Source organism: Kitasatospora sp. NPDC101183, assembly GCF_044767945.1.
In the GTDB taxonomy this organism is placed as follows: domain Bacteria; phylum Actinomycetota; class Actinomycetes; order Streptomycetales; family Streptomycetaceae; genus Kitasatospora.
On the sequence record NZ_JBIWOW010000006.1, the window covers coordinates 274,563 to 295,522 of the forward strand.

At 75.6% G+C, this 20,960-nt stretch carries 23 protein-coding genes; 14 read left to right on the top strand and 9 right to left on the bottom strand.

Annotated features, from left to right (window positions below):
* Positions 1-78: 78 nt before the first annotated feature.
* The 4 genes from ACIRRS_RS10545 (at position 79) to ACIRRS_RS10560 (ending at position 2,659) form a co-directional block, all read left to right on the top strand.
* Positions 79-366, top strand: coding sequence for a hypothetical protein (locus tag ACIRRS_RS10545; protein ID WP_402967694.1), 288 nt, complete (start codon positions 79-81; stop codon positions 364-366).
* A 1,017-nt stretch (positions 367-1,383) separates the two neighbouring features.
* The gene (locus ACIRRS_RS10550) at positions 1,384-1,884 is read left to right on the top strand and encodes a diadenosine tetraphosphate hydrolase (protein ID WP_402967696.1); all 501 of its coding nucleotides are present in this window, start codon (positions 1,384-1,386) and stop codon (positions 1,882-1,884) included.
* Positions 1,881-2,117, top strand: a complete 237-nt coding sequence (locus ACIRRS_RS10555; RefSeq protein WP_402967698.1) for a hypothetical protein — start codon at positions 1,881-1,883, stop codon at positions 2,115-2,117. Before ACIRRS_RS10550 ends, ACIRRS_RS10555 begins: the two co-directional genes overlap by 4 nt.
* Positions 2,114-2,659 (top strand): hypothetical protein, encoded by a 546-nt coding sequence (locus ACIRRS_RS10560; RefSeq protein ID WP_402967701.1) that lies wholly within the window; start codon positions 2,114-2,116, stop codon positions 2,657-2,659. Before ACIRRS_RS10555 ends, ACIRRS_RS10560 begins: the two co-directional genes overlap by 4 nt.
* A gap of 15 nt (positions 2,660-2,674) precedes the next feature.
* Here the strand turns inward: ACIRRS_RS10560 and ACIRRS_RS10565 are convergent, their stop codons facing one another.
* From ACIRRS_RS10565 to ACIRRS_RS10590, 6 genes are all read right to left on the bottom strand, one after another.
* A complete protein-coding gene (locus ACIRRS_RS10565; RefSeq protein ID WP_402967704.1) occupies positions 2,675-3,127 on the bottom strand; it encodes a MarR family winged helix-turn-helix transcriptional regulator in 453 nt (150 codons plus the stop codon).
* Between the two features lie 81 nt (positions 3,128-3,208).
* Positions 3,209-4,315 (bottom strand): hypothetical protein, encoded by a 1,107-nt coding sequence (locus ACIRRS_RS10570; RefSeq protein WP_402967707.1) that lies wholly within the window; start codon positions 4,313-4,315, stop codon positions 3,209-3,211.
* Between the two features lie 161 nt (positions 4,316-4,476).
* Positions 4,477-5,580 (bottom strand): NADH:flavin oxidoreductase/NADH oxidase, encoded by a 1,104-nt coding sequence (locus ACIRRS_RS10575; RefSeq protein WP_402967710.1) that lies wholly within the window; start codon positions 5,578-5,580, stop codon positions 4,477-4,479.
* An 84-nt stretch (positions 5,581-5,664) separates the two neighbouring features.
* Entirely contained in the window at positions 5,665-6,297 is a 633-nt protein-coding gene (locus ACIRRS_RS10580; protein WP_402967713.1) for a heparin lyase I family protein, read from the bottom strand.
* A gap of 291 nt (positions 6,298-6,588) precedes the next feature.
* Positions 6,589-7,992, bottom strand: a complete 1,404-nt coding sequence (locus ACIRRS_RS10585) for a uracil-xanthine permease family protein (protein ID WP_402967716.1) — start codon at positions 7,990-7,992, stop codon at positions 6,589-6,591.
* Positions 7,993-8,134: 142 nt separating this feature from the next.
* Positions 8,135-9,118 (bottom strand): helix-turn-helix domain-containing protein, encoded by a 984-nt coding sequence (locus ACIRRS_RS10590; protein ID WP_402967719.1) that lies wholly within the window; start codon positions 9,116-9,118, stop codon positions 8,135-8,137.
* 212 nt (positions 9,119-9,330) lie between these two features.
* Here ACIRRS_RS10590 and ACIRRS_RS10595 point away from each other — a divergent pair, with 212 nt between their 5' ends.
* From ACIRRS_RS10595 to ACIRRS_RS10605, 3 genes are all read left to right on the top strand, one after another.
* The gene (locus ACIRRS_RS10595; RefSeq protein WP_402967722.1) at positions 9,331-10,038 is read left to right on the top strand and encodes a G1 family glutamic endopeptidase; all 708 of its coding nucleotides are present in this window, start codon (positions 9,331-9,333) and stop codon (positions 10,036-10,038) included.
* Positions 10,039-10,592: 554 nt separating this feature from the next.
* Positions 10,593-13,148, top strand: a complete 2,556-nt coding sequence (lanKC, locus tag ACIRRS_RS10600; RefSeq protein ID WP_402967725.1) for a class III lanthionine synthetase LanKC — start codon at positions 10,593-10,595, stop codon at positions 13,146-13,148.
* A 285-nt stretch (positions 13,149-13,433) separates the two neighbouring features.
* A complete protein-coding gene (locus ACIRRS_RS10605) occupies positions 13,434-14,195 on the top strand; it encodes a DUF4328 domain-containing protein (RefSeq protein ID WP_402967728.1) in 762 nt (253 codons plus the stop codon).
* A 104-nt stretch (positions 14,196-14,299) separates the two neighbouring features.
* Here the strand turns inward: ACIRRS_RS10605 and ACIRRS_RS10610 are convergent, their stop codons facing one another.
* A complete protein-coding gene (locus ACIRRS_RS10610) occupies positions 14,300-15,070 on the bottom strand; it encodes an MBL fold metallo-hydrolase (protein WP_402967731.1) in 771 nt (256 codons plus the stop codon).
* An 87-nt stretch (positions 15,071-15,157) separates the two neighbouring features.
* Here ACIRRS_RS10610 and ACIRRS_RS10615 point away from each other — a divergent pair, with 87 nt between their 5' ends.
* The 4 genes from ACIRRS_RS10615 (at position 15,158) to ACIRRS_RS10630 (ending at position 17,375) form a co-directional block, all read left to right on the top strand.
* Positions 15,158-15,823: an ABATE domain-containing protein gene (locus tag ACIRRS_RS10615; RefSeq protein WP_402967734.1), complete on the top strand. Its 666-nt coding sequence runs from the start codon at positions 15,158-15,160 to the stop codon at positions 15,821-15,823.
* Between the two features lie 245 nt (positions 15,824-16,068).
* Positions 16,069-16,509, top strand: coding sequence for a hypothetical protein (locus tag ACIRRS_RS10620; RefSeq protein WP_402967737.1), 441 nt, complete (start codon positions 16,069-16,071; stop codon positions 16,507-16,509).
* Positions 16,510-16,585: 76 nt separating this feature from the next.
* Positions 16,586-17,197: an RNA 2',3'-cyclic phosphodiesterase gene (thpR, locus tag ACIRRS_RS10625; RefSeq protein ID WP_402967739.1), complete on the top strand. Its 612-nt coding sequence runs from the start codon at positions 16,586-16,588 to the stop codon at positions 17,195-17,197.
* A 13-nt stretch (positions 17,198-17,210) separates the two neighbouring features.
* A complete protein-coding gene (locus ACIRRS_RS10630) occupies positions 17,211-17,375 on the top strand; it encodes a hypothetical protein (protein WP_402967742.1) in 165 nt (54 codons plus the stop codon).
* A gap of 110 nt (positions 17,376-17,485) precedes the next feature.
* Here the strand turns inward: ACIRRS_RS10630 and ACIRRS_RS10635 are convergent, their stop codons facing one another.
* On the bottom strand, positions 17,486-17,644 hold the full coding sequence (locus ACIRRS_RS10635) for a hypothetical protein (protein ID WP_402967745.1): 159 nt from the start codon (positions 17,642-17,644) through the stop codon (positions 17,486-17,488).
* 327 nt (positions 17,645-17,971) lie between these two features.
* Here ACIRRS_RS10635 and ACIRRS_RS10640 point away from each other — a divergent pair, with 327 nt between their 5' ends.
* Positions 17,972-18,157, top strand: coding sequence for a hypothetical protein (locus ACIRRS_RS10640; RefSeq protein ID WP_402967748.1), 186 nt, complete (start codon positions 17,972-17,974; stop codon positions 18,155-18,157).
* Between the two features lie 16 nt (positions 18,158-18,173).
* Positions 18,174-18,950, top strand: a complete 777-nt coding sequence (locus ACIRRS_RS10645; protein ID WP_402967751.1) for a hypothetical protein — start codon at positions 18,174-18,176, stop codon at positions 18,948-18,950.
* Positions 18,951-18,995: 45 nt separating this feature from the next.
* Here the strand turns inward: ACIRRS_RS10645 and ACIRRS_RS10650 are convergent, their stop codons facing one another.
* Positions 18,996-19,421 carry a hypothetical protein gene (locus ACIRRS_RS10650; protein ID WP_402967754.1) on the bottom strand — a complete coding sequence of 142 codons (426 nt, stop codon included), beginning with the start codon at positions 19,419-19,421 and terminating at the stop codon, positions 18,996-18,998.
* 461 nt (positions 19,422-19,882) lie between these two features.
* On the opposite strand from ACIRRS_RS10650, the gene ACIRRS_RS10655 reads away from it, so the two are divergent.
* Positions 19,883-20,911, top strand: a complete 1,029-nt coding sequence (locus tag ACIRRS_RS10655) for an AraC family transcriptional regulator (RefSeq protein WP_402967757.1) — start codon at positions 19,883-19,885, stop codon at positions 20,909-20,911.
* The last annotated feature ends 49 nt before the right edge of the window (positions 20,912-20,960 follow it).

The window sequence follows — 20,960 nt, forward strand, 5'->3', positions numbered from 1 at the left end:
ACCTCGCTGCCCTGAAACGGCGACCACAGCCGGGGGCGCACACGTCCGATGAAGAACCGACCAGGAAGGCGGGCCATCATGCCCGAAGTGGAAGTCAATGGCCAGGAGTTCAGCTACAACGAGGACAGGACCGGAAGCAGGAAACTTCAGATCTCAGCCAATGGCGTGCCTAACTCGCAGCATCTGTACAAGTTTCGCCCTGACCCCCACAAGCAGAAGGATTACAACAAGAACCAGGCTGCCTTCTATCGCGACATGGCTCGACATGCCGCGGGGCTCTTCACTAACGGCTCCGGTGGCCCAAAATGGAAGGAGACCGGGGAGTTCAACTGGCACGGGGTCGAGTACTCCCTCGAAGCCTACTGAGGCGAGGAAAGTTGCCAGGCCCACATCCACCTCGGTCGGACCGAGTCAGCAGGGCTGCGGCCCGGGTGAGGAAGAGGTCGATCGGCGTGGCGGTCACGGGGGTTCCCCTCCTTGTCGGTGATGGGGGCCCGGCCCCACGGGGGATGCCGGGGCCGTGCGAAGGCGGCCCAGTTCGCCAACGGGCCGCCGGGGTTGACCGGACCGGTGCCCGTGTGGGGCGCCGGTCCGGTGGTGCGGTGAGCGCGGCGCCGGTCGGAGCGGCGGTGCCGCGCCTACTCGCAACCCGCCCTCGCCGGGCGGGTGCTGTGGGGGGCCTGGTCAGGCTGCGGGTATTCGCTCCAGCGCCGCCGGGCCCTGAGGCGGCGCCGACACCGACCGGCGGGGCCGGGCTTCCCGGGCGGCGGCCACGGCGACGACGGTGAGCGGCACGGATTGGGCGAGTGCGGGCAGGTCGAACTCCGCCCACACCGACTTCCCGCCCCCGACAAGGCAGTCGACGCCGAACCGGTCCGCCAGTGCGAGGACCAGCGCGAGCCCCCGTCCGCCGACCGCACCTCGGGCAGATCGGCCCCGGGGCCGCTGACGCACACCTGCAGCGCGCCGCCCCCGGTGAGCCCCAGCGCAGCGCCCAGCACCACGCCCGCCCGCCTCCCCCGCAGCCGTGGACGACCGCGTTGGTCGCAAGCTCGGACAGCACGACCTGCACGTCGCCCACGAGATCGCCCAACTCATGTGCAGCTAGGCCGAGTTCAGGAATGACTCGCTGCGCCCAGCGGCGCACGGAGCCGATGCTCGCCTGATCGGCGGTGAACCTCGTCGTGACGGTCCGTGGTGCGCACTTGTGCGCAGAACATCGCCGCTGGCGGATGCTCGCCACACCCCGGGGAGTCCGGTGCGGCATGGCCCCTCGCTCCGGCGCCCGGGGGCCCGGCACGGGCCCGCCCGCCCGCGCCCTGGCTGCGCGGCACCGCGCCTGCCAGGCCTGCCAGTTGGGCCGCGCGTGTAGGGTGCGCACCCATGAGCGACGACGACTGGCGCGCCGACAGGATCGGCACCGCCCTGGCCGGCACGAACCCCACCGTGCTGCGCCGCCTCGGTGCGGGGTTCGCGGTGATCGGGGACGTGCAGTTCCTGCCGGGGTACTCGGTGCTGCTGGCCGACGAGCCCGGCGTGGAGCGGCTGTCGGACCTCCCGCGCGGCCGGCGTGCGGCGTTCCTGGCGGACATGGACCGCCTCGGCGAGGCCGTCGAGCGGGCCTGCCGGAGCCTGGACCCGGCGTTCCGGCGGGTGAACCTGGAGATCCTCGGCAACACCGACGCGTTCCTGCACGCGCACGTGTGGCCCCGCTACGACTGGGAGGACCCGGGCCTGGTGCGCGGCCCGGTGTGGCTCTACCCCGCCGACAACTGGCGTGACCCCGCGCACGCCCTCGGCCCGCGCCACGACGCCCTGCGCGGGGCGATCGGCCGCGAACTCGACACCCTCGCGGACCTCCCGGCCCCGGACGGCCTGCGGTGACGGGCCCCGTCGACCGCGCCCGGGCCGAACTGCGCGCCCGCGGCCTGCCGATCATCGCCCGCCTCAGGTCGGGCAGGTACACGGAGGAGGAGCGCACGGCGCTGCTCGACGAGTTGGAGGCGCTCTACCCGTACAACCCGTACCTGCTGGACATCCTCTTCCTGCAGAGCGGGGACATGACCGACGAGCAGGTCCTCGACGAGGCCCTGCGCTACCGCCCGATCGCCCTGTGAGCCCGCTCGGCCCGCCGGGCCCGCTCGGCCCGCCCGGCCCGCGCCACGAGGCCCTCGCGGCCGAGGGCGTCCGCACGGTTCCCCGCTCCGGGGGCGAGGCCGTCGTCTCCTGCGCCCCCGCGCGCGCCAGGGTGGTCTCGGCGCACGCGCGCCACATCACGCTCGCATGGCCGTGGGGGACCCCCGACGACTCCTCGAACATCCGGTGGGACGGGAGGTTCTCGCTCCCGCGCGGGGACTCCCGGGAGTGGGTCCCCTACGTCGTGGAGCCGGCCGCCTGCGAGCTGCGGGCCGGAGACCTGTGCGTGGTCTCCATCCCGCCCACGCGCCTGTTCGTCGGGCACTACGAGGAGTACGACCCCGTGCGCAACCTCGGCTGGTCGCCCGCGCCCACCGCCGGGATCTGGGTGCTCCCGCCGGAGAAGGCGTTCACGGGGGACCCGGAGGATGCGGGCCTGGAGAACGAGGGGTGCATGCTGTACCTCGGCGGCGCGGAGCCGATCCGCGTCGAGCCGATCCGCGTGGAGCCGCTGGAGGGCTGAGCAGGCCACGGGCCCCTATCCGGCGTCCTCCTCCAGGGCGCGGGCGGCGCGGGCGCACAGTTCGGCGAACAGGGCCCGTTCGCCGGGGCTGAGGGCGCCTGCGGCGGTGCGGGCGTTGTGGCGGCGCTGGGCGGCGGCGCGGGTGAGGTGGGCGGCGCCCTCGGGGGTGAGGTAGGTGTCGACCTCGCGGCGGTCGGGGCCGGCGGGGCGCTGGCCGACGAGGTGGAGGTCCTTGAGGACGCGCAGCGCCTTGCTGGTGGTCTGGCGGGAGACGCCGAGGCGCTCGCCGAGCTGGGAGGGGGTCATCGCGCCGCGCAGGCGCAGCAGTTCCAGCGCGTCGTACTGCTGCCAGGTCAGGCCTTCGGGGTCGGTGCGCGAGCGGCGCGCGACCAGGGCGCACTGCAGGTGGGAGAGCGCGTCCTCGAACCCGTCCGGCAGGCCCGGCTGCCTGTCCGTCGTCGCCGTCATCGTGTCAGCTCCTCACCCGTGACCGGTTTCTCACGGGTAATCGTAATCGCCGATTCTTGTCCCGATCCTCGGGCTGAGACTTCACACCGGTTGCCGATCGGAAACCGTTTCGGTGTCGAGGTCGGCCAGGACCAGGGCCGCTGCCCGTGCCGGGTCCCCTCCGGCGCGGGCGAGGAGCGCGGCCGCGTCGTAGGCGGTGTCCTCGGGGGTGTGGAGGCAGGTGAGCCGGAGGCCGTGCACCGACTCGCAGCGCGGCCAGGCGAGTGCGGCCCCGATGCCGGGGCGCAGGCGCTCGAGTTCGACGACCACGGCCCAGGCGTCGTCCTCGGTACGGGCGCGCCGGTCGGGGTCGCAGGCCGCGAGCGCCCGGTCGGCCTCGGGGGAGCGGGGGGTCAGCGCGCCGAGGGCGGGCAGGAGTGCGGGGGAGCCGAGGACCTCGGCCGCGTCCAGGGCGAGGTCGAGGCCCTCCTCGTCGCCGCCGGCCAGCAGCTGCGCGACGAGGGGGACGGCGCGCGCGTCGTGGCGCCGGGCCAGTCCTCGCACGCCCTCGCGGCGGACCTCCTCGTGCGCGTCGGTGGCGCAGGCCCACAGCGCCTCGCGCACGGCGGGGGTGTCGTGGTCGAGCTGGGTGCCCAGGGCGAACGCGGCCCAGTCGCGGATCCAGGGGTCGCGGTCGCGGGTGAGGCCGATCAGCGCCCGCACGTCCTGCCCGTCGGGGCGCCCGGTGGCGACGTGGGGCAGGAAGGAGGCGACGGCGTGGCGCAGGTCGGCGTCCTCGTGGCCGGCGAGGCCGGCCAGGACGGGGACGGCGCGCACGTCCCCGGTGCGGCCCAGCGCGCAGACCAGGGAGGTCAGCACGCCGGTGGGCGCCTGCGCCCCGGCGGCCAGCGTCCCGGCGGCCAGCGCCAGCAGTGCGTCGGCGGCCGGGGCGCGCAGGTCCTCGTGGCCCTCGGCCGCGCGCCCGAGCAGGTCGCAGCCCGCCGCCCGCTCCAGGTCGCCCTGCGAGGCGAGGAGTTCGAGCCCGCAGCGCAGCGCTGCGGGCGCGTCCTGCGCGGCGGCCGCCTCGACCACCGCCCAGTAGGCGTGCCCGTCCTCGTCCTCCCCGGAGTCGCGCGCCGTGCGCGCCGCCTGCGCCACACGCCCCGCCGGATCCGCCGTCCCCACAGGTCCCGCCACCACGTCGTCCATGCCGCGCATTCTCGCGCGAACCCCCGCCCCCGGGCACCGCATTTGTGCCCCGCCCGCCCCCGGGGCCCCAACTCCCGTGCCGGGCGGGCCCGCCCACCGTACGGCCGCCGCGCGCCCCGCCCCGCCCGTACCCCCGTGCCGGGCGGAGAAGGGGCTCGCGGCTACGCCAGGTGGTACTGCACCGGCCCGCGCACCGCGTCCCCCAGCTCGGCGGCCGCGCGGCGGGCGAAGGAGGGGTCGCGCAGCAGCTCGCGCCCGATCAGGACGGCGTCGGCGCGCCCGGCGGCGAGGATCTCCTCGGCCTGGCGGGCGCCGGTGATCTGCCCGACGGCGGCGACGGGCAGGCCCGAGCCGGTGCGCACGGCCTCGGCGAAGGGGACCTGGTAGCCGGGGCCGGTGGTGACGGCGGCGTCGGGGACGAGGCCGCCGCTGGAGACGTCGACGAGGTCGACGCCGCGGGCGGCGAGCTCCTTGGCCAGGCGCACGCTCTGCTCGACGGTCCAGCCCTCGCGGGCGTCGGCGGGGTTCTCGCTGAGCCAGTCGGTGGCGGAGACGCGGAAGAACAGCGGCAGGTCCTCGGGCCAGACGGCGCGCACGGCCTCGGCGACCTCCAGGGCGAGGCGGGCGCGGCCCTCGAAGGAGCCGCCGTAGGCGTCGGTGCGGCGGTTGGTCTGGGGGGAGAGGAACTGGTGGATCAGGTAGCCGTGGGCGCCGTGGATCTCGACGGCCTGGAAGCCGGCCGAGAGCGCGCGCCGGGCGGCCTCGGCGAAGTGGCGCACGACGGTGCCGATCTGTTCGGCGCTCAGCTCCTCGGGCGCGGTGTGGGCGGGGGAGAAGGCGTGGGGGCCGGAGGAGACGGGGCGCCAGCCGTACGGCTCCTCGGGGGCCAGGGGGCGCCCGCGCCCGACCCAGGTGCGCTCGGTGGAGGCCTTGCGCCCGGCGTGGGCGAGCTGGATCGCGGGGACGGTGCCCTGCTCGCGCAGGAAGGCGGTGATCCGCTCCAGGGAGCGGGCCTGGGTGTCGTTCCACAGGCCGAGGTCGTAGGGGGTGATGCGGCCCTCGGGGCTGACGGCGGTGGCCTCGACGACGATCAGCCCGGTGCCGCCGGCGGCGCGGGCGGCGTGGTGGGTGAAGTGCCAGTCGGTGGCGGCCCCCACGGCGTCCCCGCCGGGGGCGGCGCTGTACTGGCACATCGGCGGCATCCACACCCGGTTGGGGGCGGTGACGCCGCGCAGGGTGAGGGGGGTGAACAGGGCGCTGCTCATGGCGGGCTCCTGGGTGCGGATCGTCGGGAACGGAGAAGTATGGGGCGCCACCAACTTCTGCATCGACAATAATTGCACGTGCACCTATCTGGCAAGGGCGGCCGGCGCGGGGGTCGCGGCGGCCAGGGAGGAGGCCATGACGGGGCTGGTGAAGGTGTTGACGGCTTCGCCCGGATTCGGGTGGTACGAGCCCCACTTGAGGTAGTCGCGGGTGCCGTCGAAGGTGGTGCCGGTGAAGGTGGGGGAGGCGCCGGCGAGGTTCTGGCGCGCGCCGTCGAACCACAGGTCGAGGGTGCCGTCGCCGCGGCCCAGGTGCACCTTCAGGACGTACGAGTGCCACTGGCCGTTCGCGTTCGGCGCGGTCCACAGCGGGTGTGCCACATGCGCGGTGTCCCACTCCTGCAGGCGCAGGCGCCCGGCGGTGGCGTCGATCTCGACGGGGTGGTTGGCGGTGCCGGTGCTGGGGTCGCACTTGAGCTGGAACACGTACCGGTCGCCGTCGTCGCCGATGTCGAGGCGGGAGGACCAGCCGAGGTAGAAGGTGTCGCCGGCCTTCAGCTCGGGGCCGAGCGCCTCGCAGCGCTCCGCGCCGGGGGCCTGGCGGGCCCGCCACACCCGGCCCCTGGCGGGGTCGTCGGCGATCGTGAAGTCCCCGGCGGCGCACTGCACGGAGGCGAAGGAGGACGGGCCGGCGGCGGTGTCGGCGCTCCAGATCACCCGCCCCCCGTCCCCGCCGGGGGACGCGCTCCCGGACGTACGCCCGCCCGCGCTCCCGGACGGCCGCGCACCGTCGCCCCCGCCCCCGCCGGGGGAGGCCGAGCAGGACGCGGCGAGCAGCACCGCCGCCCCCGCGCACAGCGGCCTCATCAGACGGGAACAGGAGCGGACGGAGCGCAGCGGCGGCACGGTTTCACCTCGGGAACGGGGACGGGAACGGGGACGGGGCACAGGCGGTATTCGATCACCCGCGCCCCGCCCCGCCCGTCAGCCCCACCGTCAGCCCCACCGTCAGCCCGCCTGCCCCTGCCCCCGCCCGTCCTCCTCCCGGTCGTAGGAGGACGTCCCCGAGTCCAGCAGCGGCTCCTGCTCCTTGAGGTGCGCGGGCGCCAGCGCCCGCAGCGCGTGGTAGCCGGTGATGACGACGATGGTGCCCAGCGCGATGCCGCTCAGGGAGAAGGTGTCGGTGAACTTCAGCGTCACGTTCCCGACGCCGATGATGATGCCCGCGGCGGCCGGCACGAGGTTGAGCGGGTTGCGCAGGTCGACGCCGGAGCGGGCCCAGATCTGCGCGCCGAGCAGCCCGATCATCCCGTACAGGATGACGGTGATCCCGCCCAGGACCCCGCCGGGCACGGCGGCGACGACGGCGCCGAACTTGGGGCACAGGCCGAACAGCAGGGCGAAGCCGGCGGCGGCCCAGTAGGCGGCGGTGGAGTAGACGCGGGTGGCGGCCATGACGCCGATGTTCTCGGAGTAGGTGGTGTTGGGCGGGCCGCCGAGCGCGGTGGAGAGCATGGACCCGGCGCCGTCGGCGCTGATGGCGGTGCCCAGTTGGTCGTCGAGGTTCTCGCCGGTCATCTCGCCGACGGCCTTGACGTGCCCGGCGTTCTCGGCGATCAGCGCGATGACCACGGGCAGCGCGACCAGGACGGCGGACCACTGGAAGGAGGGGCCGTGGAAGGCGGGCAGGCCGACCCAGTCGGCCCGGCCGACGCCGGACAGGTCCAGGCGCCAGTGGGCGGTGGCGTGCCCGGCGGCGTCGACGCCGTGGACCTTCCCGAGGACGCGGTCGAAGAGGAAGGAGATCCCGTAGCCGAACAGCAGCCCGAGGAAGATCGCGATGCGGGACCAGAAGCCGCGCAGGCACACCACCGCGAGCCCCGTGAACAGCATCGTCAGCAGCGCCGTCCACTGGTCCTGGGGCCAGTAGGTGGAGGCGGTGACGGGGGCCAGGTTGAAGCCGATCAGCATCACCACCGCGCCGGTGACGATCGGCGGCATCGCGGCGTGGATGATCCGCGCGCCGAAGCGCCGCACCGCCAGCCCCGCGAGGAAGAGCACCGCGCCGACGACGAACACCGCGCCGGTGACGACGGCGCTGGAGCCGCCCTGGGCGCGGATGACGGCGGCCACCCCGACGAAGGACAGCGAGCAGCCCAGGTAGCTGGGCACCCGGCCGTGGGTGGCGAGCAGGAAGATCGCCGTGGAGACGCCGGACATCATGATCGCCAGGTTCGGGTCCAGGCCCATCAGGACCGGCGCCACGAAGCTGGCGCCGAACATCGCGACCACGTGCTGGGCGCCCAGCCCGGCCGTCCTGGGCCAGGAGAGCCGTTCGTCGGGGCGCACGACCGCCCCGGGCGCGGGGGTACGCCCGTCACCGTGCAGCTTCCAGCGCACGCCGAGATCCATGTGGGGGTTTCGCTTTCTTCGCATCGGCGCCGTCCGGACGCGGTGCCCGTACGGTCGCACGCGCCCCATTCTCCCGGCCGGGCCCCCTGACCTGCGCACACGCTTCCGAACGGCCCCCGCGTGCCGGGCCGGGCCGGGCCGGTTAGAGCAGCTCGGCGCGCGCCGCCTGGATCCCGGCCTGGAAGCGGGTCCGCGCCCCGAAGCGGTCCATCAGCTCCCGCACCCACCGCTGCACGGTCCGCGTGGAGACCCCCAGCTGACGCGCGATCGACTCGTCCGTGAGCCCCGCGGCCAGCAGCGCCAGCAGCCGCCGCTGCCGCTCCGCCTCCCCCTCCCCGCCGCCCCCGACCTGCCCGCCGCCCTCCCCACCAGGCGAGGGCAGGCGCACCGCCTGCGCCCAGTACAGCTCGAACAGCCCCGCCAGCGCCTCCAGCAGCGTGGACGGACGCACCAGCAGCACACTCGTCAGCTCCGTGCCCGCACTCACCGGCAGCAGCGCCCACCTCTCGTCCAACAGGGCCAGCTTCAGCGGCAGTTCCGTGTGCACCCGGGCCTGCTCCCCGGCGGCGGCGAACGCGTGGATCTGCTCCAGGCGCCCCGCCTCGCGCAGCACCCCGGCGTGGTAGACGACCCGGGCCCGCACCCCGCGCGCGAGCAGCGCCAGCTCGGTGTCGGCGTCGCTGCGCCGCACGTAGGGCGGGCGGTCCAGGACGCGCATCTGCGTGCGGGTGCGCGACTGCAGGGTGCGCCACAGCTCGGCGATGGAGCGGCGCCCGCACACCACCTCGGCGGGGCCGTCGCCGCGCGGGTCCTCGCGGCCCTGGCGGTAGGCGCGGGTCAGCTCGCCCAGGCGGGTGCGGGCGCGGCGCAGTTCGCTCTCGCGGCGCTCCAGCAGCTCCTCCAGCGCGACGTCGGGGGCCAGCGCGCTCCACGCCCCGTCCCCCTGGGCGCGCACCAGGCCGTGCCCGGCCAGGGCCGCCAGCGCCGCGGTCACCGCCGGTACGCGCAGGCGCAGTTGCAGGGCGAGGTGGTAGGGGTCGGCGGCGCGGGTGCCCAGCAGGTGCAGGTAGAGGCGCTCCTCCGCCGCGCCGAGGCCCAGTGAGGCGAGCACGCCCGTCCCCGCCACGGCCCCTCCTCGTACCCGAAACCGCCCGCCGCACCCGTGGGCCCGATGCGCCCGCCTGCGACTGTGCGCCACCGGGTGCCCGAAATCAAGGGATTGACCGATCGGCATGTTCCCGCCATGTCGCGTTCCGGTCCCCGCCCCGCCCTTCCCGCCGCGCCGCCGCCGCGCCCAAGCTGGGCGCCGCCCCACAACCCCCACTCGAGGAGCCCCCCATGGCCCTGTCCCGTACCGTCCGCCTCGCGCTCGCCGCGGCGCTGGCCCTGCCCGCCGTCGCGGCGGCCGTCCCCGCCTCCGCCGCCCCCGCCCCGCACACCGCCCGCCCCGCGTACGGGGCGCACCACTTCGGGCACGGACCGCGCTACGACGGCGGCGTCTGGGGCGGCTACGTCGCCCAGGGCTCCGGCTTCCAGAGCGTGACCGGCTCCTGGACGATGCCCGCCGTGCAGTGCAACACCTCCAGCGACCTGTTCGCCCCGTGGGTGGGCATCGACGGCTACGGCTCCCAGACGGTGGAGCAGACCGGCGTGCAGGCGGACTGCTCCAGCGGCTCCCCGGTCTACTCGGCCTGGTACGAGATGTACCCGGCGCCGCCGCAGTACTTCTCCGACCCGGTCGACGCCGGCGACGTGTTCACCGCCTCCGTCGTCAACAGCGGCGGCGGCTCCTACACCCTGCAGATCAGCGACACCACCAAGGGCTGGAGCGAGAGCACCGTCCAGCAGCTCGACGGGCAGAACGTCAGCGCGGAGGCGGTCATCGAGTCCCCGTCCCAGAGCTACCCGTCCTTCAACCGCCTGGACTTCACCAACGTCACCGTCAACGGCCAGGTCTTCGACGCCTACAACCCGCAGGCCATCAACAGCGGCCCGTACACCGAGACCGCCCTGTCCAACGGCTCGTTCGCGATCGTCCCGGCCTAAACGGCCACCCGGGGACGCCGGGAGGTGAACCCTCCCGCACCCAGGGCGCCCCGGGCCCACCGCGACACCCCCGCACCAGGCACCCCCGTACGAAACCTCTCCCGCGCCGCCCTCCCGCACGGGCCCCGGCACGCCCCAACCGTGCCCGCGCCCCGGCCGCCCCCGCCGCCCGCGCCGCGGAACGGACATCCCGTCCGATTCCAGCCCGCCGCCCGCGAGTCGGCCGAAAACCGCACCCCCGCCGCCCCCGCCGCGGCCCCGCGACCACCCCCGGCGCCGATCCCGCCAGGTCGCCCGCCGCCGCCAACGGACGCCGCCCCCCACCCGGTTCACCCCGATCCGGCCGAACCCCCCGCGGGGCAATTGCGGACACAACCACCGCCCGGACAGAGGCAGTTAACACGCAGTCCACAAAACCGCAACGTCTTGCCCCGGCCCCCCGGGGCGTGGATTAGTGGTGCCCCCCGAACGGAACCGAACGCCCGGTCGGGAGACGCGGAGCCGGCCCCACCCCGGCCCGCCCCACCCGCCACGGCCGAAGGGGGACAACGAGCGTGCGCCCGTCCGACTACGAGCCCTACTGCCAGACGGACCCCGTCTTCTACGACGACCCCGCCGCCGGCGACGACACCGAGGACCTCTACCCCCAGGCCACCGCCCCCCTGCCCGACGGCTGGGAACGCACCCGCGACGGCGTCTGGGTCTACCACCACCCCGCCGGCACCGTCCTGCCCGACCAGGGCTGGAAGGTCCACGTCTCCGGCACCCCCGACAACGCCCCCTCCGTCATCGACACCGTCCTCGCCCACGCCCACGCCCACCGCCTGAGCGTCAAGCACCTGCGCGGCCGCGCCACCGTCCTCAAGGCCAACGCCAAGTACGCCCCCCGCGGCTCCAGCGGCAAACTCCTCACCCTCTACCCCCGCGACGAGGCCGAACTCCACGACACCCTCACCGCCCTCGAACCCCTCCTCAAGGACCACCGCGGCCCCTACATCCTCAGCGACCTGCGCTGGCGCACCAGCGTCCTGCACATCCGCTACGGCGCCTTCCGCCAGCTCTACTGCCTCGACGACCAGGGCCGCACCGTCGCCGCCCTGCGCGACGCCGACGGCACCCTCGTCCCCGACCGCCGCCGCCCCGTCTTCTCCGTCCCCGACTGGGTCACCGTCCCGCCCTTCCTCACCGAGCAGATCCACGCCCGCACCCAGGACCAGGCCGCCCCCGACGACTTCCCCTACACCGTCGAACGCGCCCTGCACTTCTCCAACGGCGGCGGCGTCTACAAGGCCCGCGACCGCCGCGACGGACGCACCGTCGTCCTGCGCGAGGCCCGCCCCCTGGCCGGCCTCGACGCCCACGGCACCGACGCCGTCACCCGCCTGCACCGCGAACGCGACATGCTGCGCCGCCTCGAGGGCCTCGACTTCGTCCCCCGCCTCTACGAGCACCGCACCGTGTGGGAACACGAGTACCTCGTCGAGGAGTTCGTCGACGGCGAGAAACTCGAACGCTTCCTCTTCACCGGCCGCCACCCCCTCCTCGACGGCGACCCCGACCCCCAGGCCGTCGCCGAACACGCCGCCCTCGCCCTCGACTTCGCCGACCAGCTCACCGCCATGCTGCGCACCCTGCACGAACGCGGCGTCGCCTTCGGCGACCTTCACCCCGGCAACGTCATGGTGCGCCCCGACAACCGCCTGGCCCTGGTGGACTTCGAGCTCGCCTTCGACCTGGAAGGCGGCACGCCCCCCGCCTTCGGCGCCCCCGGCTTCATCAGCCCCGCCGCCCGCACCGGCACCGCCGTCGACGACTACGCCCTCGCCTGCCTGCGCCTGTTCCTGTTCCTGCCGCTGACGTTCCTGATCGAGCTCGACGCCGGCAAGGCCGCCGACCTCGCCCACGCCGCCGCCGCCCGCTTCGGCCTGCCCGACACCTGGGCCGGGCAGCTCCTCGCCGACCTCGCCCGCGCCACCGGCGGCACCCTGCCCCCCGGCCGCCTCCACCGGGCCGGCGCCCCCCAGGGCCCCGCCGAACTGCCCGACCCCGCCACCCCCGAAGGCCTGCGCGCCCTCGCCGACGACCTCGCCGCCGGCATCCTGGCCGCCGCCACCCCCCACCGCGCCGACCGCCTCTACCCGGGCGACCCCGAGCAGTTCACCCGCCAGGGCACCGACCTCGCCCACGGCGCCGCCGGCGTCCTCTACGCCCTCGCCGCCACCGGCCGCCCCGTCCCCGCCGAGCACCTCGACTGGCTCCTGGCGGCCGCCCGCCGCCCCGACGCCGTCCACCCCGGCCTCCTGGACGGCCTCGCCGGCACCGCCCTGGCCCTCGACGCGGCCGGCCGCACCGACGACGCCCACGACGTCCTCGAACGCGTCCACCACCTCACCGCCACCCGCGAGGGCCTCGGCGTCCTCGGCCCCACCCTCGCCTCCGGGCTCGCCGGCCTGGGCCTGGCCCACCTGCACCTGGCCGCCGGCCACCCGGACGCCGACGCCCTCCTGCGCCGCGCCGAGGACCTCGCCCACCGCCTCACCACCACCGCCCAACCGCCCGCCGGCACCGGTCTGCTCACCGGCCCCACCGGCAGCGCCCTGTTCCTGGTGCGCCTGCACGAGCACACCGGCGAGGCGCGCTGGCTCGCCGCCGCCCGCACCGCCCTGGCCGAGGACCTCGCCGGCGCCCGCCAGGACCGCAAGGGCCTCCTGCTCGCCCACGACGGCCGCACCACCGCCTACCTTGCCGACGGCTCCGCCGGCGCCGCCCTCACCGCCCGCGCCCTGCAGGCCCACCTGCCCGGCGACCACGACCTCGCCCGCGCCGCCGAGGAGCTCGAACGCGCCTGCCACGCCGAGTTCGTCCTCATGCCCGGCCTCTTCGAAGGCCGCGCCGGCCTGGCCACCGCCCTCACCGCCGCCCCCCGCGAGCGCCAGCTCGCCCGCCTCGCCTGGCACCTGGTCCGCCACCAGGGCCGCGCCGCCGTCCCCGGCCACCAGCTCCTGCGCCTGTCCTGCGACCTGGCCACCGGCTCCGCCGGCCTCCTGCTGGCCCTCCACGGCGAGGCCCTGCCCCTCCTGAGCCCCCGGAGCGCCACCGCGCCCCGGTGAACCACCCCACCCACCCACAGAAATGAGGTAACGCCATGGCCTTCATCCTCGACCTCCAGGGCCTCGCCGAGGAGTCCGAGTCCGTCGTCGAGTCCCTGTGGTGCAGCCACTGGTCCTCCCGCGCCTGCATGTAACGGGAGCACCCCCACGGTGCCCGCCCCCGACCCCGGGGGCGGGCACCGTCCCTTCCCGTCCCCGCCACTAAAAGGCACTGGTGTATGCGAACGGTGAAGCCCTAGGGTGGCGACCCGTCACCTGTGGTCCAGACCTGGAGTTCCAGCACCGATGTCCTCGCCCGCCGTTTACCGGTCGCCGCGTACGACCGCCACCGTCGCCACCGTCCTGCTCGCCGTGACCATGGCCGTCTCGGTCCTCGCGGTCGTCGCCGACCTGCTCCTGTTCGGCTCCGCCGACGAGATCAGCCCCAACAGCCTCACCACCGCCGACTGGATGGTCGCCCTCTCGGGCCTGCTGCAGGTGCTGGCCCTGATCGCCACCGCGGCCGCCTTCATCACCTGGTTCCACCGGGTGCGCGTCAACGCCGAGGTGTTCGACCCGATGGGCCACCGCCGCACCCGCGGCTGGGCGATCGGCGCCTGGTTCACCCCGGTGGTGTGCCTGTGGTTCCCCCGCGAGATCGCCGTCGACATCTGGCAGGCCGGCGCCCGCCGCGACGCCTCCGGGGCGCGGGTGCCGCAGCCGCTGGGCGTGCTGAACACCTGGTGGATCACCTTCTGGCTGGCCAACGCCACCGGCCGCATCGGCGGCAACATCTTCGACAGCGCCGCCTACGCCGACTCCTACCGCACGGCCGCGCTGTGGCTGCTGGCCTCGGACGTGCTGGACCTGGTCGCGGCGGCCTTCGCGATCGCGGTGGTCCAGAAGCTCTCGGCCACGCAGGAGGAGCGCTTCGCCGAGCTGGCCGCCGCCCACCCGTACGGCCCCGGCTTCCCGGGCACTCCCGGCTTCCCGTACGCCCCCGCTGCCCCCGGCTTCCCCGGCGCTCCCAGCGCCCCCGCTGCCCCCGGCGCGCCCGCCGGGAGCTGACGCTCCGCCGCTCCGCCGCCGGGCCGCCCCCGCCACCGCGGGCGCGGCCCGGCGGCCCCGGTGCGGGTGACGGGTTCGAGTCCCGTCACCCGCACCGCCGGCCCTCAGACCTCCGCGCTCTCCTGCAGCCGGTCGGCCAGCCCGGCCGCCGCGAACGCGGCCGCCAGCTCCTTCTGCCCCTCGGTGAAGTGCGCCCAGCTGTCCTGGTGCACGGGCACCACCGCGCGGGCGCCGAGGATGCCGGCGGCCCGGGCGGCCCCGGCGCCGTCCAGGACGAGCAGGTCGCCGTCGAACAGGACGGGGATGCGCGGGGCGCCGGCGAAGAGGATGGCGGTGTCCACCGGCGCGAAGCGCGCCGCGATCTCGGTGACGGCCTCCAGGGAGGCGTTGTCGCCGCTGACGTAGACGGTCGGCAGGCCCTCGCCGGTGAGGACGAACCCGGCGACCTCGCCGCTGACGGCCTCGACCTGCTCGCGCGTGCCGGGCCCGTGCACGGCGGGCACGGCGGTGACGGTGACGGTGCCGCCGCCGGGGCGCTCCAGCACGGCCTCCTCCCAGGTGGCCAGCCCCCGCGCGGTGCCGCCCAGGCGCTCGCCGCCGCCGGGGGTGGTGAGGGTCAGCGGCACGCCGGCGAGCAGTTCCCGCCCGGCGCGGTCGAGGTTGTCGGGGTGCTCGTCGTGGGAGAGCAGCACGACGTCCACCCGCCCGAGGTCCTCCACGCCGCCGGTGGGGGCGGTGGTCTTGGTGAGCCCGGGGCGCCCGTCCCGGGGGTAGTCGCCGGGGCCGTCGAAGGTCGGGTCGGTCAGGAAGCGCAGGCCGCCGTACTCGAACAGCGCGGTCGGTCCGCCGAAAACGCGCACGGGAAGCTGGGTCACGACATTCACCTCACGGATGGGAGCGATGTATCCGTGAGAGAATCTAGGCGATCATCACGGATGAGCGCAACCACTACCATGAGAACCATGACCGCAGAGCGCCCCCGCACCCCGCCCCACCAGCCCCGGGACCCCGCGAACCTGCAGGGCCCGGACCGGCCCGACCCGTCCGGCGGGGCCCCGGACGTCCTGCCCGCCCCGGGGGAGGAGCAGCACATCTCCCTCGCCCTGGCCAACAGCGCCCTCGCCCTCCCCGGCCTGCGCCTCGACCGCCTCGCCACCCCCGCCGACGCCGAGCACTGGCTCCTCGCCCACGGCCTCACCCCCGCCCCCGCCGGCCTGCAGGAGATGTGCGCCGCCCAGGTCCGCTCCCTGCGCGAGCACCTGCGCTCTCTCTTCGCCTCCCACACCAGCGCTCAGCCCGCGCACCCGGCCGCCCTCGCCGCCGTCAACGACGCCCTCACCCGCGTCCCCACCGCCCGCCTCCTGCAGTGGGACGAGAGGAAGGGCCCCTACCGCGCCACCCCCCACCCCACCACCGCGATGGTCGACCACGCCCTGGCCGCCGTCGCCGCCGACGCCGCCGACCTCCTCACCGGCCCCGACGCCCCGCGCCTGGCGGCCTGTGCCTCGTCCCCCTGCGTCCGCTTCCTCCTGCGCCAGGGCCGGCGCCAGTGGTGCTCCACCCGCTGCGGCGACCGCGCCCGCGCCGCCCGCGCCTACGCCCGCCGCTCCGCCCCCCAGAACCCCTGACCCCCTGACCAGCCGCCGTCAACTTCCGCTGCTCATGCGGGAGTTCAGCGCCGTCCCGACCGGCCCATGACACACCGTTCAGGTCACCCGGGGCCCGAAAGCGGACAGGAACCCCGCCCCGGCGCCCGAAGGCGGTGCCACGGCGCCGCACGCCTGCCAGGATGCCCAGCACGCACACGAAAGCGATGTGACATGTCACATGTGTCCTGGGGGAGTCCCGGGGCACCCGACCACGGAGGACCCCCGTGAACCGCACCGCCCTCGCCGCCGCCCTGGCCGCCACCACCCTCCTCGCCCCCGCGGCCGCCACCACCGCGGCCCACGCCACCACCGGCACCGACACCGTCGTCTGCGGCACCCCCGGAGCCCCCAACTACCTGACCATCAGGGCCTGTCTCGCCATCAGCGGCCACCAGGTCCGCGCCTACGGCTACGTCTCGCCCACCGACCCCTCCTGGCAGGACCAGCAGGTCACCTTCCTCCTGACCACCGCCGGCGTCACCAGCCCGCCCCAGGCCACCGACAACCCCACCGTCCTCATCACCTCCGCCGCCACCGGCGGCACCAACGCCGGCAGCGTCACCGGCGCCGTCCCCTGCAACACCCCCGTCCGGGCCTCCTTCAGCATCAACCAGCCCGGCTGGGCCCCCTCCACCGCCACCGTCACCGCCACCGTCACCTGCTGACCCACCCACCCCGGGACGGGGCCCCGCCGGGCCCCTCCCGCACCCCCCGCCCTCTGCGCGACTACCCTGCCCCCTCATGGACGACCACCCCCCGACCGCCCACCCCCCGGCCGCCACCCAGCGCCTGTTCATCGCCCTCGCCCCGCCCGACGACGCCAAGGGCGAACTCGACCACGCCCTGCGCCACGCCCGCGCCGACCACCCCCGCCTGCGCTGGAACCGCATCGAGGACTGGCACATCACCCTCGCCTTCCTCGGCGAGCAGCCCCGCGCCGCCGCCACCGCCCTGCGCGCCGCCCTCGCCGCCCCGGCCGCCGCCCACCCCGCGCCGCGCCTGAACCTGTACGGGGGCGGCCACTTCGACGACCGCCTGCTCTACGCCCGCGTCGGCGGCGACCTTCAGGCCCTGCACCGCCTGGCCGAGGAGGTCCGCGCCCTCGCCCGCGCCTGCGGCGCCGACTACCGCCCGCGCCCGTTCAACCCCCACCTGACCCTGGCCCGCGCCCGCCGCGACGACCCCGCCGCCGTACCCCGGGCCGCCGCCACCCTCGCCGCCTTCACCGGCCGCCCCTGGCCGGCCGAACGCCTCCACCTCGTCGGCGGCGAGCCCGGCCCCGGGCCCGAGCCCGGCCCCGTCCGCTACCGCGACATCCAGGCCTGGCCCCTCACCCCCGCCGCCCGCGCGTAGTACAACGGAAGGCATGGGAAAGCAGAGCGCCGTCGTCCTGTACGTGCTCGCCATGGTGGCCGTCGTGATCGCCGTCGACGTCCTCCTCTTCCGCCACCACTTCTGGCCCCGGCTGATGGTCAACGCCGGCATCGTCCTCGTCTTCGGCGCCTTCTACCTGCGCTTCCTGCGCCACTGAACACCGGAAGGCCACCGAACACCGGAAGGCCGCCGAACGCCGGAAGGGGAGGCGCCCCGAGGCGCCTCCCCTTCCCGTCGACCCCCGGCGGACATCCCGCCGGGCGGCCCTCAGTGCGCACGCGGCTTCACCGGCCGCCGCTCGAACCGCGCCGCCACCGGGCGCCGCAGCCCCCGGCGCGCCAGCTTCGCCTCGCGCACCAGCCGCTCGTGCTCGGCCTGCTGCGCGAGCTCCCTGGCCTGCTGCTGGAAGGTGTCGTACTCGAACATCTCGGCTCCCCCTCGCGGGTTCCGTCTCCCGTTTCCCTGACACCTAAGAGCTTCCTCCCCCAGTGGGGGCCCGGGCATCGGGAGCCTGCCCGATCTTCCGCCCCCCGCACGCCTTAGCCCCGCCCCGCGCACCCGCCTAAGACCCCCCGCACCCCCGAACCCCAGGCAAACGGGCCCCCTTACCTTCCCCGCACCGCCTTAGACGCCTAAGCCCCCTTCACCACGCGGGGTTGACACCCCGCCCCGGCCGCCCGCCCCTTGATCATCCGCCACCCGGCCGCCTAGGCTGCCGACGAACCGTCAACCCACGAACGGACAAGGCCCGCCATGGAACTCAACGCCCGCCACAGCGCCCTCATCGCCACCGCCGCAGCCGCCCTGGCCGCCGCCGCCGTCACCGGCGTCACCGCCGCCGAGACGGCCCCCGCCCCCGAGAGCGCCCTCACCGTCGAGGCCCACATCGCCATCGGCGCCCCCACCGCCCTGGCCCTGCCCGACCACATGTCCCTCTGACCCCTGGCGACCCCCCGTGACGGCCCCCGCCGACCCCACCGTCCAACTGGTCACCCGCACCGCCGAGCACCTGCTCGCCCTGTGGGAGTCCCGGCCCGAGATCCGCCACCCGGGCTGGGACCGCCCCTTCCGCCCCCTCGCCGACCTCCTGCCCGGGGCCGACCTCGACTTCGCCGCCCACAACCCCCAGATGGTCCCCCTCCTGTGGTACCCGGCGCTGCGCCACGGCCCCGACGCCCGCCCCGTCATCGAGGTCTTCGACCACCTCCCGCCCGGCCTCGGCCCGCCCCTGCCCCGCCGCCAGGACCTCTCCCGCATCTACAGCTGGGCCCTGGCCTCCCGCACCGCCCTGCACTGGATCGCCGAATGCCTCGACGGCCGCCCCCTCCTCGAGGTCGGCGCCGGCAGCGGCTACTGGGCCCACCTCCTGCGCGCCCAGGGCGTCGACGTCCTCGCCACCGACGCCGAGGCCCGCACCGAGCACAACGGCTGGACCTCCCACTACCGCTACACCGCCGTCACCCCCGGCCACGCCCCCGCCGACGCCGCCGCCCACCCCGACCGCGTCCTCGCCCTCCTGTGGCCGCCCCACCGCGACCCCATGGCCGCCGACACCCTGCGCGCCTACCGGGGCCCCGCCCTCCTCTACCTCGGCGACCGCCCCGGCGGCCTCTGCGCCGACGACGACTTCTTCACCCACCTGCGCACCCACTGGCGCCCCGTCTCCACCTGCCCCCTCACCCTGCGCTGGCTCGCCAACCACGACACCGCCACCTTCTACACCCGCCGCTAGAAGGCCCCGCCCGCCGCCGCCCCCGCCGCCGCCCCCGCCGCCGCGTCAGCCCTCGCCGTCACCCCGCGCGGTGGAGTGCATGGTGAACGTGATGTCCCGCCCCTGCAGGACCGGACCGCTCTGGGTCCCGCCGCTGACGCTGTTGCTGTTGTGGACGGAGCCGGCGGAATCGGCCTGCGCCTGCTCCCACCACTGGCCGAGAAGCACACGGAACTCCGGGTCCAGGGCCGCCCGCACACCCAGCGCGGTGGCCAGCGCCTGCGCCCGGCCCGGGTCGGCGGGAAGCGTCTCCAGGGCCGAGAGCTCGACCTCCCCGGAGCTCACCCCGGCCGGCCCCTCCTGATCCGGCCCCCCGCCGCGCCGGAACGGACGCTTGACCAGCGCGAGGAGCGCCTCCCACACCTGGCGCCCGGCCTCGGTGGCGGCACCGCCCGCGAGCGCGGTGAGAGCAGCAGCGGTGATCGGCTCCACAACGGTTCTCCCTTCGTTCGGCTGTCGCTCACACCATAGGGACAGCCCGCCGCCCGGACAGCACCTCTTCGGGACAACCGCCACCCCCCACCCGCCCCGCGCCCCCACCCGCCACGACCCGCGTCCCACACCCCGGGCCGGCCGCGTGAGACACCCGCAACCACCACCTGAGACGGCGAACGGTTGCCCGCCCCCGCGGGCGTGCGGCATCGTGACGGACAACGCACCACGCCCACCCCGGCATCGACCCGCGCCACCACACGCGAGACAGGGCGGGCGCTGGCCGCGACGCTTCACGGGGCGACGGGCAACGAGGCCCTCGGCCAGGAACACCCGGCCGCGAGCCGGCCCCCCGGCGCGCACGAACCCGCCACCCCCGGGCCCAGCACCACCGCCGCCGCGGAGACCGACCCGACCCGGCCGGACCCCACCCGACCCACACGCCGAGGCCAGGTACGTCCATGCCGCGCACCGACCCACCCCCCAGCACCCCCAGCACCCCCGACACCCCCGACGCCGGCCCCGCCCTCCTCTACGAGGGCCCCGACCGCGACCGGCTGCACCACCTCGTCACCGAACGCCTCGCACCCCACCGCCTCACCGTCCCCGACGGCCGGCGCCTCAACAGCCGCTTCACCCGCCTCCACGAAGGCCGGCTCGCCCTCCACGAACTGCGCTACGGCACCGACGTCACCGTCTCCCCGGGAGAGCTCGGCGACTTCTACAACGTCCAACTCCCCCTCTCCGGCAGGGGAGTGGTCACCGTCGACGGCATCGCCCTGCCCTCCACCCGGACCATCGCCGGCCCCGGCAGCCGCATCTCGATGACCTGGGACGGCGAGGCGAGCAACCACATCCTCACCATCCCCGCCCCCGCCCTCACCCGCGCCCTGCACACCCGCGGGCTGCGCCCCCGCGCCACCGGCCCGCGCTTCGACCCCGTCCTCGACGAGCGCAACCCCCTGACCGCCGCCTGGATCCAACTCGCCCTCGGCTTCCGCGAGTTCCTCGCCTCACCGCTGAGCCGCCGCTCCCCGCTGGGCCTGCGCGACTTCGAGCACCTCCTCATCGACGGCCTGCTGGACGCCCAGCCCCACACCCCGCCCAGCGGCACCCCGACGGCCACCGGCCCGGCCACCGGCGGCCCCGCCGCCCTGCTCCCCGCCCTGCGCCGCGCCAAGGCCTTCTGCGAGGAACACGCCCACGAACCCGTCACGGTCGCCGACATCGCCCTCGCCGCACGCACCACCCCGCAGAGCCTGCGCCAGGCCTTCCGCACCCACCTCGACACCACCCCCCGCGCCTACCTGCGCCGGCTGCGCCTCGACCGCGTCCACCACGACCTCCTCGCCATCGCGCAGGGCCGCGCCCACGGCACCGTCACCGACGTCGCCGGCCGCTGGGGCTTCACCCACCTCGGCCGCTTCAGCGCCGCCTACCGCCAGTCCTACGGCAGGCCGCCCTCCGCGACCCTGCGCCCGGGCCCCTGAACCCCGGCCCCCCGTCCCCGCTATCCGCAAACCCTGCAACTCCCGCGAC

Coding starts and splice junctions, on each gene's coding strand:
- ACIRRS_RS10605 (WP_402967728.1), top strand. CDS start 13,434: ATGTCCTCGCCCGCCGTTTACCGGTCGCCGCGTACGACCGCCACCGTC.
- ACIRRS_RS10585 (WP_402967716.1), bottom strand. CDS start 7,992: ATGGATCTCGGCGTGCGCTGGAAGCTGCACGGTGACGGGCGTACCCCC.
- ACIRRS_RS10595 (WP_402967722.1), top strand. CDS start 9,331: ATGGCCCTGTCCCGTACCGTCCGCCTCGCGCTCGCCGCGGCGCTGGCC.
- ACIRRS_RS10545 (WP_402967694.1), top strand. CDS start 79: ATGCCCGAAGTGGAAGTCAATGGCCAGGAGTTCAGCTACAACGAGGAC.
- ACIRRS_RS10565 (WP_402967704.1), bottom strand. CDS start 3,127: ATGACGGCGACGACGGACAGGCAGCCGGGCCTGCCGGACGGGTTCGAG.
- ACIRRS_RS10550 (WP_402967696.1), top strand. CDS start 1,384: ATGAGCGACGACGACTGGCGCGCCGACAGGATCGGCACCGCCCTGGCC.
- ACIRRS_RS10640 (WP_402967748.1), top strand. CDS start 17,972: ATGGAACTCAACGCCCGCCACAGCGCCCTCATCGCCACCGCCGCAGCC.
- ACIRRS_RS10630 (WP_402967742.1), top strand. CDS start 17,211: ATGGGAAAGCAGAGCGCCGTCGTCCTGTACGTGCTCGCCATGGTGGCC.
- ACIRRS_RS10655 (WP_402967757.1), top strand. CDS start 19,883: ATGCCGCGCACCGACCCACCCCCCAGCACCCCCAGCACCCCCGACACC.
- ACIRRS_RS10570 (WP_402967707.1), bottom strand. CDS start 4,315: ATGGACGACGTGGTGGCGGGACCTGTGGGGACGGCGGATCCGGCGGGG.
- ACIRRS_RS10635 (WP_402967745.1), bottom strand. CDS start 17,644: ATGTTCGAGTACGACACCTTCCAGCAGCAGGCCAGGGAGCTCGCGCAG.
- ACIRRS_RS10615 (WP_402967734.1), top strand. CDS start 15,158: ATGACCGCAGAGCGCCCCCGCACCCCGCCCCACCAGCCCCGGGACCCC.
- ACIRRS_RS10575 (WP_402967710.1), bottom strand. CDS start 5,580: ATGAGCAGCGCCCTGTTCACCCCCCTCACCCTGCGCGGCGTCACCGCC.
- thpR (WP_402967739.1), top strand. CDS start 16,586: ATGGACGACCACCCCCCGACCGCCCACCCCCCGGCCGCCACCCAGCGC.